Source organism: Kosakonia sp. BYX6, assembly GCF_038449125.1.
Lineage (GTDB): Bacteria > Pseudomonadota > Gammaproteobacteria > Enterobacterales > Enterobacteriaceae > Kosakonia > Kosakonia calanthes.
In genome coordinates this window covers 3,166,214-3,179,526 of record NZ_CP151800.1, presented here as the reverse complement: position 1 = coordinate 3,179,526, position 13,313 = coordinate 3,166,214, and the positions used below count along the sequence as shown (strand labels likewise).

Annotated in this window: 11 protein-coding genes; 6 read left to right on the top strand and 5 right to left on the bottom strand. The window is 54.6% G+C overall.

Annotation, left to right across the window (positions count from 1 at the left end):
• Positions 1–86: 86 nt before the first annotated feature.
• On the bottom strand, positions 87–929 hold the full coding sequence (gene licT / locus AAEY27_RS14900) for a BglG family transcription antiterminator LicT (RefSeq protein ID WP_342321441.1): 843 nt from the start codon (positions 927–929) through the stop codon (positions 87–89).
• A gap of 300 nt (positions 930–1,229) precedes the next feature.
• On the opposite strand from licT, the gene AAEY27_RS14895 reads away from it, so the two are divergent.
• The 5 genes from AAEY27_RS14895 (at position 1,230) to ybiB (ending at position 8,304) form a co-directional block, all read left to right on the top strand.
• The gene (locus AAEY27_RS14895) at positions 1,230–1,964 is read left to right on the top strand and encodes a GntR family transcriptional regulator (protein ID WP_342321439.1); all 735 of its coding nucleotides are present in this window, start codon (positions 1,230–1,232) and stop codon (positions 1,962–1,964) included.
• Between the two features lie 125 nt (positions 1,965–2,089).
• A complete protein-coding gene (locus tag AAEY27_RS14890; protein WP_342321438.1) occupies positions 2,090–3,697 on the top strand; it encodes a PTS transporter subunit EIIC in 1,608 nt (535 codons plus the stop codon).
• 11 nt (positions 3,698–3,708) lie between these two features.
• Entirely contained in the window at positions 3,709–5,034 is a 1,326-nt protein-coding gene (locus tag AAEY27_RS14885) for a 6-phospho-alpha-glucosidase (RefSeq protein ID WP_342321437.1), read from the top strand.
• A gap of 140 nt (positions 5,035–5,174) precedes the next feature.
• On the top strand, positions 5,175–7,316 hold the full coding sequence (gene dinG / locus AAEY27_RS14880; RefSeq protein ID WP_342321436.1) for an ATP-dependent DNA helicase DinG: 2,142 nt from the start codon (positions 5,175–5,177) through the stop codon (positions 7,314–7,316).
• 25 nt (positions 7,317–7,341) lie between these two features.
• Entirely contained in the window at positions 7,342–8,304 is a 963-nt protein-coding gene (gene ybiB / locus AAEY27_RS14875; RefSeq protein WP_342321435.1) for a DNA-binding protein YbiB, read from the top strand.
• Positions 8,305–8,417: 113 nt separating this feature from the next.
• Here ybiB and ybiJ read toward each other — a convergent pair whose 3' ends face one another.
• From ybiJ to AAEY27_RS14860, 3 genes are all read right to left on the bottom strand, one after another.
• On the bottom strand, positions 8,418–8,678 hold the full coding sequence (gene ybiJ / locus AAEY27_RS14870; protein ID WP_342321433.1) for a DUF1471 family protein YbiJ: 261 nt from the start codon (positions 8,676–8,678) through the stop codon (positions 8,418–8,420).
• Between the two features lie 285 nt (positions 8,679–8,963).
• Positions 8,964–9,230, bottom strand: coding sequence for a DksA/TraR family C4-type zinc finger protein (locus tag AAEY27_RS14865; RefSeq protein WP_342321432.1), 267 nt, complete (start codon positions 9,228–9,230; stop codon positions 8,964–8,966).
• A 194-nt stretch (positions 9,231–9,424) separates the two neighbouring features.
• A complete protein-coding gene (locus AAEY27_RS14860; protein ID WP_342321431.1) occupies positions 9,425–10,039 on the bottom strand; it encodes a flavin reductase family protein in 615 nt (204 codons plus the stop codon).
• A 95-nt stretch (positions 10,040–10,134) separates the two neighbouring features.
• Here AAEY27_RS14860 and rlmF point away from each other — a divergent pair, with 95 nt between their 5' ends.
• The gene (rlmF, locus tag AAEY27_RS14855; RefSeq protein WP_342321429.1) at positions 10,135–11,070 is read left to right on the top strand and encodes a 23S rRNA (adenine(1618)-N(6))-methyltransferase RlmF; all 936 of its coding nucleotides are present in this window, start codon (positions 10,135–10,137) and stop codon (positions 11,068–11,070) included.
• On the opposite strand, the gene ybiO is transcribed toward rlmF, so the two are convergent.
• Positions 11,060–13,306, bottom strand: coding sequence for a mechanosensitive channel protein (gene ybiO, locus AAEY27_RS14850; protein WP_342321428.1), 2,247 nt, complete (start codon positions 13,304–13,306; stop codon positions 11,060–11,062). The two genes, rlmF and ybiO, sit on opposite strands and share 11 nt — an antisense overlap.
• Positions 13,307–13,313: the final 7 nt, after the last annotated feature.

The following is a 13,313-nucleotide window of genomic DNA, read 5'->3' as shown; positions in this document are numbered from 1 at the left end:
AGTCACTTACTTATGTAAGCTCCCGGGGATGTGCTGCGTCGCCGCCTTCCTGCGACTCGAATTATTTTGTGTATGCGTTGTGGTAATTACTTTTTCTCTTCTCGCTGCACAACGTTCTCAATATGCACGGTCAGATAAAGCTTTTCCGAGTTACTCATGGTGTGGTGATAATTTTTGCCGACGAACTCGTTGATCGCGTCGACGCATTTCAGGGTTGTCTGATAACGACGCTGCACCATGGCAAATAATTCCTCGTCATCATTATTCAATACCACGCCTTCAATCACCCGCTGGGCAAAAAACTTTAAATGCGTAATAAAGCGTTGGTAATTCAGACTGTGCTCGTCGAGCGGCAGGCTGAAAAAGTATTTAACGATATTCTGTAGCTGGTAAATAAGCCGTGTGATCTGCGTGGTTTTTCCCATCGTGTCGTTCAGCCCGGCATTCACAATATGCAGCGCGATACTGCACGCTTCACTGTCCGGTAATAAACTGCCGGTACGCGCCACTATCATGCCTAATGCCTGGCGCCCAATGGCATATTCCGCGGTGTAGAAATGGCGCACTTCCCACTCCAGCGGATTGGGCAAAACTTCACTGCTTTGATTGCGTTGCAGCGCAAAGTGCAGGTGATCGGCCAGCGTTACATACAGGCCTTCACTTAATTTATGTGCGAGATGGGTTTTCGCGAGCGTAATGATATCGGCGGTCAACTGGAGTATTTCCACTGGTACTTCGCTGACCAGATCTTTAAACCGCGCGGACACTTGCGAATCCTGCAAATGGAATATTTTCTCAATAGCCTGTGCATTAACGCTGGCGCCACTTTGGGTATTAAACCCCAGGCCGCGCCCGGTCAGAATAACCTCAAAGCCATGCTCATCGATGGCGCTGACAACGTTATTATTTAATATTTGTTTGACCAGCATCGCCAACTCCTGCAAACAAAAACGGGCAAAACGTAAATACAGCCACGGACGGATTCATCCCCTTAGTCTGCATTTAGGTTTTGCCCGATATTCGGTAACAAGCGTAATGCAGGTAAAAAACTAGCATTGACCATGTAAATGATCAACGCACCGACAGGGGCATTGGTCAATGGAAACGCCAATTTGTGATCGGCTTTGCGAAAACCATTGTCGACTCAACATGGCGGCGAGGGGCTTAACAAACGTTGTCACTTTGTGGCGCGATCGCTACCATACTTCCAGCAACGAGGGAGCATCGTCATGATCGATAAACATTCAACCGTGCCAGTCTATTTACAGCTTGAACAATACCTTAGCGGGCAAATCGCCGCAGGCTCCCTCAAGCCTGGTGATGTGATCCCCTCTGAAAACGAACTCTGCCAGCAATTCACTATTTCGCGCATGACCGCCCGTAAAGCGGTGGATTACCTGGTTCGTCAGGGCAAAGTGGAGCGCCGCCGTGGGCAGGGCACCTTTGTCGCCCAGGCGGCAAAACACCTGCACATCTCTTTGCCGCTCGACCGGCATCTCTCCTCCAGCGAAGCGACGCTCGGGCTGGATGAACCGATGGTTAACCAGTTGATTTGCCTGTTTCGCCAGACCGCATCGCCAGACATCGCCGAAAAATTGCAGCTCGCCCCCGGCAGTGAAGTGTGGTTTATGAAACGGCTGCGGCGGGTGGGCGACATTCCCTTTGTGTTTGAACAATCCTGGATGATTTGCGAACCGTTTAACGACCTGACGGAAGCAGATCTTAACGCCTCGAAGTACGCCTATATCAGCCGCAAAGGTTTTACTGTCGAGCGCTCGGAAAAAGAGATCCGCGCCGAACTGCCGTCGCAGGAAGTGCGCGACATGCTGGGGATCAATCGCGACGAACCGGTGCTGCATGCCACGTCTATCGCCATGTTGCGCGACGGGGTTCCTTTTGAAATATCAGAGATTTATTACAACCAGCAGCATTACCGTTTTACTCTGACCGCCGGACGCCCATAATTCTTTCCTGATTGCTCACTTTGTGATCGGCCCCATGTTTTACATCTAGTGGGCTAGACAACTATACAACAAACCTGGCTATACTCTGCTCAACGTTCAGTCGGAACCCTAAAAGGAAAATAACGATGAGTCGGGCCGGTGAGTTTTTACAAGATTTGGGTAAGGCATTGATGATGCCGATATCGGTAATTGCGGCGGCGGGGATTTTCCTGGGCCTGGCGGCGGCATTACAAAACCCGGCGATTGTCGGCGAAGCGGTGATTCACGCGGAAGTGATGCAGCAGGTGATCGGTTTTATCCGTAAAGTCGCTGGCGCGTTGTTCGCCAATTTACCGCTGTTATTTGCCATTGCTGCCGCCATTGGCCTGGCGCGGGACGAGAAACCCACCGCCGCGCTGGCCGCCGTCATCGGCTTTATCACTTTTCATGTCGGCGTCAATTACAGCTTGCTGGCGCAAGGGTTAACGCCAGAAACCACCTCCGTCGACGCCTTTGTAAAACAGGGCTACAGCCAGACCGAAGCGGTGATGTATTCCGCTGAATTTGCCAGCACCTTAGGGATTTTTTCTTACCAGATGAGCGTACTCGGCGGGGTGATTTCCGGGCTGGTCACCGTGTTGCTGCACAATCGCTTCTATACCATTCAACTCCCGGCGGCCATCGCCTACTTTGGTGGCCGTCGCTTTGTGCCGATTATCACTGTCATCGCCTTACCGATTGTCGGCGTGCTGATGTCGCTTATTTGGCCGGTGATCGCCAGCGCGATTATTCAGCTTGGGCAATTTATTGGCGAATCCGGGCCGTTTGGCACCTTCGTTTACGCCTTTACTGAACGCATTCTGATCCCGACCGGGTTACACCACATTCTTAATGAAACGGTACGTTTCACCCCGGTTGGCGGCATGGTGCATGTCGATAACGAAAGCGTGATTGGCGCGCTCTCCATCTTTAACTATGCGCTGGCGAACCCCGGTGCGCTGGCGGATGATGTGGTGCGCGAAGCCACGCGTTTCCTGGCGCAGGGCAAGATCCCGGTGATGATGTTTGGTTTACCGGCGGCGGCACTGGCGATTTACCGTTGTGCAAAACCGGAGCACAAACAGCGCGTGAAAGCGCTGATGATGGCCGGTGCGCTGGCGTCGTTTACCACCGGTATCACCGAACCGCTGGAATTCAGCTTTATCTTCGTCTCGCCGCTACTGTTTATCTTCCACGCGATCATGACCGGTCTTTCCTTCGCCTGCGCGCAACTGCTTAACGTGATGATCGGCAACATTCAGGGCGGGTTTATCGACTTTATGGTCTTTGGCGTGCTCGGCGGCGTGAAAACGCACTGGTGGTTTAGCCTGTTGCTGGGCTGCCTGTGGGCGCCGGTCTACTACTTCTCCTTCAAATGGATAATCTTGCGCACCAACGTAAAAACCCCCGGGCGTGAAGAGGAAGAGCGCGCCGTGCGCGCGACACAAAGCGTTGGCGAAGGCGACAGCGCGACGGCAAAAATCATCGCCGGGCTGGGCGGTCATGAAAATATTCAGAACGTCGACTGCTGTTTCACTCGCCTGCGCGTGAAAATCAAAGATATGCAAAAAGTCGATGAAAACGTCCTTAAACAGAGCGGCGCAAACGGATTTATCCGCGCCACGGAGACTGACATTCAGGTGATTTACGGCCCGCAGGTAGAAAGCATTGCCAACGCCGTGAAACAAAATTTACTCGTTCAACAGACGCAATAAGAGACTGACTGATGAAAACTTCTTTTAATATCGTACTTGTCGGTGGTGGTTCCACGTGGACGCCGGGTTTATTAAAAGCGTTATGTAAACTCAAGGCGCGTCTGCCGCTGAATAAACTGGTGATGTTCGACGTCAACAGCGAACGCCAGGCGGTGATTGGCGAATATGCCAAAGTGCTGTTTCGCGAAGAGTACCCGGCGCTGGAGTTTGTCTATACCAGCGATGAAGAGGTCGCCTTTAGCGAGATGGATTTTATCTTCTGCCAGATGCGTACCGGCGGCTACGCGATGCGTGAAAAGGATGAAAAAATCCCGCTGAGCCTTGGCGTAATCGGCCAGGAAACCTGTGGCGCAGGCGGTTTTGCTTATGGTATGCGCTCCATTCGCGACATGATTGCGCTGGTGGAAAAAGTCCGCGCTCGCTCCCCGCAAGCGTGGATTTTGAACTACACCAACCCGGCGGCGATTGTGGCGGATGCTCTGAACAAACGCTTTCCGGACGATAAGCGCATCCTCAATATCTGCGACCAGCCAGTGAACCTGCTGCGTTCCTATGGCCGTTTGCTCAACCGCGATCCGGCAACCTTCGATCCAGTCTATTTCGGGCTGAATCACTTTGGCTGGTTTACGCATCTGTACGACGAAACCGGTCACGACCTGGCGCCGGAATTGAAAGCGTTTATTGCTGAAAACGGCTTCAAACCTGTCGATGCAGAGCAGCGCGATAAATCATGGCTGGAAACCTATGCCGCAGTGGCCGATATGCTGCGCGATTTCCCGGATTATCTGCCCAATACCTACCTGCAATATTATCTTTACCCGGAGTACAAGTTCTCCAAACTCGACCCGAACTACACCCGCGCTAATGAAGTCATCGACGGGCGTGAAAAACGCGTGTTCGACGAGTGCCGCACGGCGGTTGCCGAGGGAACGACGCGCAATGTGCATGTGGTGCACAACGACGCGCACGGCGACATGATTGTTGAACTGGCGGAAGCCATCGCCTTCAATTTGAAGAAAAAATTTATTGTGATGGTGCCGAATAACGGCCTGGTGGAAAACCTGGATGACGACGTGATGGTCGAACTCACGGCGGAAATTGGCTGCAACGGGCCGCGACCATTTGGCGTCGGCAAAATCCCGACCTTCTATAAAGGGATGATTGAGCAGCAATTCGCTTATGAACGCTTGACCGTCCAAGCTTGGTTTGAAGGTTCTTACACCAAGGCGTTGCAGGCATTAACCCTGAACCGCACGATTATTGATGCCAAAAAAGCGCGCAAAGTGTTGGATGCGTTGATCGACGCCAACAAAGAGTATTGGCCGGAATTGAAATAACACGCCGGGCCGGGGGAGGTTTATGCCTTCGGCCCGCGCTTATCTTTCCGGGCAGGGTTCCATAACGGCAAAAAGAGTTAACTCCTGGGCGCTAAAAGTGCCACAATAGTGGCCGTTTATACAGTGTTTCAGGTTGTCGAATGGCCCTTACCGCCGCGTTAAAAGCGCAGATTGCCGCCTGGTATAAGGCGCTGCAACAACAGATCCCGGACTTTATTCCCCGCGCACCCCAGCGGCAGATGATTGCCGATGTGGCGAAAACGCTGGCGGGTGATGAAGGGCGTCATCTGGCGATTGAAGCGCCAACTGGCGTGGGGAAAACCCTCTCTTATCTCATTCCGGGCATTGCCATTGCCCGCGAAGAACAGAAAACATTGGTGGTCAGCACCGCCAACGTTGCCTTGCAGGATCAGATTTTCAGTAAAGATCTGCCGCTGCTGCGCAAAATTATTCCCGATTTACGTTTTACCGCCGCCTTTGGGCGTGGGCGTTACGTCTGCCCGCGCAACCTCGCAGCGCTCGCCAGCACAGAGCCGAACCAGCAAGATCTGCTGGCCTTTCTCGATGACGAATTAACACCGGGTAACCAGGAAGAACAGAAGCGCTGCGCGGCGCTGAAAACCGATCTCGACAGCTACAAGTGGGACGGCCTGCGCGATCATACTGACAAAGCGATCAGCGATGATTTGTGGCGGCGTCTTAGCACCGATAAAGCCAGCTGCCTGAACCGTAACTGCCATTACTACCGCGAATGCCCGTTCTTTGTGGCGCGCCGCGAAATCCAGGAAGCGGAAGTGGTGGTCGCCAACCATGCGCTGGTGATGGCGGCAATGGAGAGCGAAGCGGTGCTGCCGGAGCCTAAAAACCTGCTGCTGGTGCTTGATGAAGGCCACCATTTGCCGGATGTCGCCCGTGATGCGCTGGAGATGTCGGCGGAAATCACCTCGGCCTGGTATCAACTTCAACTCGATCTGTTTAGCAAACTGGTTGCCACCTGCCTTGAGCAGTTTCGCCCGAAAACCCTGCCGCCGCTGGCCACGCCGGAGCGGCTGAACGCCCATTGCGAAGAGTTGTTTGAACTGATCGCCTCGCTAAACACTATCCTTAATCTCTATCTTCCTGCCGGACAAGAGGCGGAGCACCGCTTCGCGATGGGCGAACTGCCCGATGAAGTGATGGCCATTTGCCAGCGGCTGGCGAAACTCACCGAAATGCTGCGCGGGCTGGCGGAGTTGTTTCTCAACGATTTAAGCGAAAAGACCGGCAGCCACGACATTGTGCGTTTGCACCGCGTGATTTTGCAGATGAACCGCGCGCTGGGCATGTTTGAGAGCCAGAGCAAATTGTGGCGGCTGGCTTCGATGGTGCAGGCCTCTGGTGCGCCGGTCTCTAAATGGGTGACGCGCGACGTGCGCGATGGGCAACTGCATCTGCTGTTCCACTGTGTTGGCATCCGCGTTAGCGATCAGCTGGAAAAACTGCTGTGGCGCAGCGTTCCGCATATTGTGGTGACCTCGGCGACCTTGCGTTCGCTCAACAGCTTCAACCGTTTACAAGAGATGAGCGGCCTGAAAGAGAAAGCCGGGGATCGCTTTGTCAGCCTCGATTCGCCGTTTAATCATGTCGAGCAGGGGAAAATCGTCATCCCGCAAATGCGCTACGAACCGCTGATGGAGAACGAAGAGCAGCATATTGCCGAAATGGCGACCTGGTTTCGCCAGGAAGTGGAGAGCAAAGCCCATCCGGGGATGCTGGTGCTGTTCGCCAGCCAACGCGCTATGCAACTTTTTTTAACCTACGTGGCGGATTTGCGCCTGTTATTGCTGGTGCAGGGCGATCAGCCGCGCTACCGGCTGGTGGAGTTACACCGCAAACGGATTGATGGCGGCGAGCGCAGTGTGTTGGTAGGTTTGCAATCTTTCGCCGAAGGGCTGGATCTCAAAGGGGATTACCTGACCCAGGTGCACATTCATAAAATCGCGTTTCCGCCTATCGACAGCCCGGTGGTGATCACCGAAGGCGAATGGTTAAAAAGCCTCAAACGCTATCCTTTTGAGGTCCAGAGCTTACCCAGCGCTTCGTTTAACCTGATCCAACAAGTCGGGCGTTTGATTCGTAGCCACGGCTGTCACGGCGAAGTGGTGATTTACGATAAGCGGCTGCTGACCAAAAATTACGGCAAACGCCTGCTTGACGCGCTGCCGGTGTTTCCGATTTCCCAACCATCAATGCCTGACGTTATAGTGAAGAAGCCTGAGCAAAAGCGCCGTAAGCGCCGTTAACGATGTGAGCACGCAAGGAGTGTCCATGGATTACCGCAGCATCATCAAAGAGATTGGCCGGGGGAAAAATCACGCCCGCGATCTGGATTTTGACACGGCTCGTCGCCTGTATACGCAGATGCTGAACGGCGACGTACCGGAACTGGAGATGGGCGGCATTTTGATTGCGCTGCGCATTAAAGGTGAGGGCGAGGCCGAAATGCGCGGCTTTTACGACGCCATGCAGGCGCAAACTCTCAAGCTGACGCCGCCGGTGGCGAAGCCGATGCCGATTGTGATCCCTAGCTATAACGGCGCGCGTAAACAGGCGAACCTCACACCGCTGCTGGCGATTTTGCTCAACAAACTCGGTTTCCCGGTGGTGGTACATGGCGTCAGTGAAGATCCGACCCGCGTGGTGAGCGAAACCATCTTCCACTTGTTAGGCATTGACGCAACGCTACACGCCGGTCAGGCGCAGGCGAAGCTGGAAGGCCATCAACCGGTGTACATTCCGGTGCGCGCGCTCTGCCCGCCGCTGGAAAAACAGCTGGCGATGCGCTGGCGTATGGGCGTGCGCAACAGCGCGCACACGTTGGCGAAACTGGCGACGCCATTTGAAAAAGACGCGGCGCTGCGCTTATCCAGCGTTTCGCACCCGGAATACATCACGCGGGTAGGGAAATTCTTTGTGGATATTGGCGGGCGCGCGTTGCTGATGCACGGTACGGAAGGGGAAGTTTATGCTAACCCGCTGCGTTGCCCGCAGATAAACCAGGTGGATGCGCAGGGCGAGCGCGTACTTTATGCGCGTAATGATGCACTACCGGCGGCAACCGGCGGGGCGGCGAAAGATGCGGAAAGTACGGCGCGTTGGATTGAGCACTGCCTGAGTGGGCGCGAAGCGGTGCCGGAATCGCTGAAAATCCAGCTGGCGTGTTGCCTGATGGCGAGCGGAGAAGTCGCGACGCTGGAAGACGGGCTGGCGCGGGTTGCGGAAAGTTTTTGACAAAAAAAAGCCCGTCACAAAAGGAGACGGGCCAAACAAGGGTAACAAACAGGGTTAATGAGGGTGGAGCATCCGACAGAGGGTTAAAATGCCGGGGTAATACTTCGGTTCGGTTATTTGTAGATAACCGCGGTGCCGCTCAGTTTGTTATTGCCGGTCGTGGACGTCACGCTGTAGCCAGACGCGCCAGCCGCTTGTGCTTTTGCAGCCAGGCGCGCTTCCAGACCGTCCAGCGTGGTTGCGCCAGTGGCGGAAACGACACCGATTTTGTTCATGCTTTCTGCCTGCGTAGCGCTGACAGATTGTGCCGCGAAGGCACCGAAAGAGAGGGTAGAAAGGGCGATAGCAGCAACAGCATATTTGATGGTTTTCATAGGTATTCTCTCGCAGGTTATTCTGTGTTGGGGACGATGTTCCGTCGATGTGATGAGTATCACTGTTTTTCGCAAGAGATAAAATCGAAGAGAATTGACGGCCTTATTCTAAAAAATTGAACAAGCGTTACTATATTGAATTTAAATGGTTTTAATCAGTAAAAATGGCATTTCGCGTGAGGCTGAGCATAGCGAGGAATTTTGCGGCACATTTTGCTACTTAAGGGGCGGGAATTTATGGATGTAAAAGCAACCGCTTGCGCTGGTTACAACGGTCAGGAAACGTCAACGTAGCTGGCTATCTTTCGAACCTCTGCGATTATATCCTGAAAATGTAGAGTTATGTAAATCTTTCTCCTGTTGGCATTTCACACATAACCGCACACCGGGAATCGCTTTACGGCGCGCTTCCGGGATCGGATCGCCGCACTCTTCACACTCCTTGAGACTTTCGCCACCAGGAATATCGCGACGCGCGCGCGCCACCGCATCTTCAATGGTGCTGTCGATCTGTTGTTGTACTGCATCGTCGTTTGCCCAACCTGAAGCCATGATCTCATCCTCCTGTTAACGTAAGTATAGACACCCGGCACGTTGGCCGAATAACCAAGCGGGCCGAATTTGTAGGCCGGATAAGCGTTCAGCGCCATCCGGCGAGCGAGGCTTCATGTGGCATTGCGCTGGATGGCGGCGATCGCCTTATCCGGCCTACAGGTATCGGCATCAAATCCAGTCACGATTTCGGCTTAACGGTTATCCGGGCGGATCAAATCAAAACGCAGATCGTCGCTGATGCCGTAATAGGCCGATGGGCCGCCCGCACGCAGGACCGGCTGTGCTTTTGCGGTCTGGTAAACCCCGTCTTCAAGCAGTGATTCGTCAATATGCACCGCGACCACTTCCCCCAACACCAGCCAGGTGTCCACCGCTGTGCCATCGGCAGCCGTCAGTTGAATGCATTGAGAAAGGCGGCACTCAAAGTTAACCGGGCTTTCGGCCACGCGCGGGGCATTCACAATACGACCAGCAACCGGCGTCAGGCCAGCACGGGCAAACTCATCTTCGCCATGCGCCAGCGACGCGGAGGTTTCATTCATCCGCACCGCCAGATCGCGGGTGGTCAGGTTCCAGACAAACGTTTTGGTTTCACAAATATTGCGTACGCTATCTTTCCAGCCGCTGCTGGCGAAACCGATAATCGGCGGACGATAATTAAAGCAGTTGAAGAAGCTGTATGGCGCAAGGTTGGGGCGACCTTCGCCGTCCTGCGAAGCAATCCAGCCGATCGGGCGCGGGCCAACAATGGCATTCAGCGGGTCGTGAGGCAGCCCATGCCCCTTCGCGGGTTCATAAAAATACATAGCACATCCTGGTTGGCAAAAAGTTTCTTCAGCCTCACTTATTTACCCGGCCAACGTCAACGGGTATCTTACGCCGCTGCTAACAGGAGAATGCCATGAATGCCCAGAAGCCGGGTTTACACCCGCGTAACCGCCACCACAGCCGCTATGACCTCGACGCCCTGTGCGCCGTAAACCCATCGTTGCGTGCTTTTATGACCACCAACCCGAATGGCGAGGCCACGATTAATTTCGCCGATCCGCAGGCGGTGAAAGCCTTGAATAAGGCGCTGCTGGCGCATTTTTATGGCGTAGGCGAGTGGGACATTCCGGACGGCTTTCTCTGCCCGCCAGTGCCGGGGCGCGCGGATTACATTCACCACCTGGCGGATGTGCTGGCCGAAAGCCATGACGGAAAAGTGCCGTCGCAGGCCAGCGTGCTGGATATCGGCACCGGCGCAAATTGCATCTATCCGCTGATTGGCGCCCATGAATACGGCTGGCGTTTCACCGGCAGCGAAGTCAATGACCAGGCGTTTGCCAGCGCGCAGGCCATCATCAGTGCGAATCCAGGGCTGAGCCGCGCAGTGCGTCTGCGTCGGCAAAAAGATCCGGCGGCAATCCTCACCGGCATCATCCATAAAAATGAATCCTATGACGCGGTTATCTGCAACCCGCCATTCCATGACTCAGCGCTTAGTGCACAGGCAGGCAGCGAGCGCAAACGCCGTAACCTGGGCCAGTCTGTGCAGGACGCGGCAAACTTCGGCGGCCAGCAACAAGAGTTATGGTGCGAAGGTGGGGAAGTGGCGTTTATCAGCAAGATGATTGCTGAAAGCCCACAGTTCGCCCGCCAGGTACTGTGGTTCACCTCGCTGGTGTCACGCGGAGATAATTTGCCGGAACTCTACCGTGCTCTGACCCAAGTGGGCGCGGTAAAAGTGATGAAAAAAGAGATGGCGCAGGGGCAAAAGCAGAGCCGTTTTATTGCCTGGTCGTTTCTGGATGAGGCCCAGCGTAAACGCTGGGCGCAGACTCGTTTTAAAGGGTAGGTTCGGTTGGCGGCGGCGAACCACCTGGTGACACAGGCTGTAATTGCGGCGTGCCTTCCGGTGCAGAGATCATCTGGTAAGTCTGCACCGGTGGGCGCACCCCGGCGAGGTCGAAATGTTTTTTCACCATCGTGTCGAGGGCAAAACGCACCGTCCACTGTTTGAGCGGCAGCGTGGTAAACGTCACGCGCAGCGTAAAGGCGGTGTTGGTGAGTCCAACCAGCCCGGCAAACGACGGCTCGCCAATAATCAACCCGCGAATATCTTCCTGCTCCATCAGTTCGGCCACCGCCTCTTTCAGCGCCTGATTCGCTTTGTCGGTATCTTCATGGCGATCCACATCGTAGTTCGCCACCACTGAACCAATGCCGCGCACAAAGTTGGCGAAGGTGGTTATCGATGACCATGGAATGATGTGATACGCGCCAGTGTCCTGGCGCACACCAACGGAACGAATTGACATGCGCTCCACCGTGCCGGTCAGCGGGCCGATAGTCACCAGATCGCCGGTGTTCATCCCATTCTCAAACTGAATAAAAACCCCGGTAATAATATCTTTCACCAGGGTTTGCGAACCAAACGAAATCGCCAGACCTAGCGCACCGGCACCGGCCAGCAGTGGGGCGATGTTCACGCCAATTTCCGACAGCACAATCATCACCGTGATGGTACTGATCACCACCGCCAGCGCGTTGCGAAACAGCGTCAACAGTGTGCGTGTGCGTGCGCTCGGCAGCGGGCGACCGTGAATGTCCGACGCCAGTCGGTTTTCAATGATACTCGCCAGCAGTGTCCAGCCGACGGCGGAGAAGAAAAGAATCAGCGCAATGCGGATCAAAATGTCGACGGTTTTCTCGCCCGCGCCATAATTTAGCCAGTGCCAGAAATCGAACAGCCCCCACGCATTGAGCAGCAGCATGATCGTCGCGCAGACGACCAGAATTCGCGCGGTTTTCATTGATGCGGACAACCAGCCATTCAGCCGTTTTTGCAACTCCGGGTAGTTGCGTTGCACCTGCGGCGACAGCGTGATGGTTTTATTCAACCAGCGAGACAGCACGCCAGAAATAAACGCCGCGATGCTCAAAATCGCCAGGCTGCTGAGCGAAGCGCCCATCATAAATTTCAGGCTGTTACCGGGGTCGAACAGCGAAAAGAAGAACAGCACGATAAAGTAGGCGCTGGCGAGCCAGTGCCAGATCAGTGCAAACGCGCGGATAAACAGGCTGAAAAAGGCCAGCGAATTATCCGCCAGCACAATCAGGTTATGCTGGATCTGGCGCTTATTGTGGAAGATGAGATACAGCGCCCAGACGGTGATAAACAACATGATCACCACATTGGCGAGCGCGCCAAATTGCACATTGACCTGGTTGGAGATAATCGGCACCGCCACCAGCAAGCCATAACCAATCAGGCTACTGAGCGCGCTGAGGCGCAAATGCCAGTAGCGCGCGGTTTCATCCCGAATGCGAAACGGGCGCAAATCCGGTATGCGCGGGCAAAAAATCAATCGCAGGATGGCTTTGAAAAATTCGATCAGCGCGAAGGCATTGAGAAACAGGCTTTGCTGGAAGGCGATGGTGCTGTTGCCGGCGTTAAGGTTCGCTCTGAGCACCTGGCCGACAAACAGCGTCAGCGCCAATAGTAATAGGTCGATAAGAAACGCGCCGACAATCATCGACGGCAATTGTAACCAGTTGCTGCGGTCGCGATTTTTACGTCGCCCCCAGGCACCCATTTTGCGATACAGCGGCGACACGCATAAACGAATCAACAGCCAGAACGCAAAAACCAGCACCGCCAGTAGCAAAAAATGGCTGGCGGCATTGGTGAACGTTTGCGGGTTGAAGGCTTTATGCGGCGAACCGGTAAGATTTCGATAGAGCTGCGCAAAGCGCGTCGCCAGCGCCTCGCCATAATAGTCGGTCACCTCGGTCACATTCTCCAGCACCGTTTTTTGCTCTTTGACTTCCGGTGGCGAAATCACGGGGACGGGCTCTTCCGGCGGCGCGGTAGCGACTTTGCGCAGTTGATCGATTAACTCTTTGCGTGAGTCATTGTTTTCCAGCACATCCGCTAGGGCGCCATAGGCGGCTTTCTTTTGTTCTACATCAGGTTCGGTCGTTTGAGCGGATGATGATGACGCGCTGGTCGCGGCGGAGGTGACGCCGGGAATCGTCGCAGCCTGAAGCGGCGCGCACAGCAGGCCAATCAGTAACAAAATCCACGGCATAGGCTCC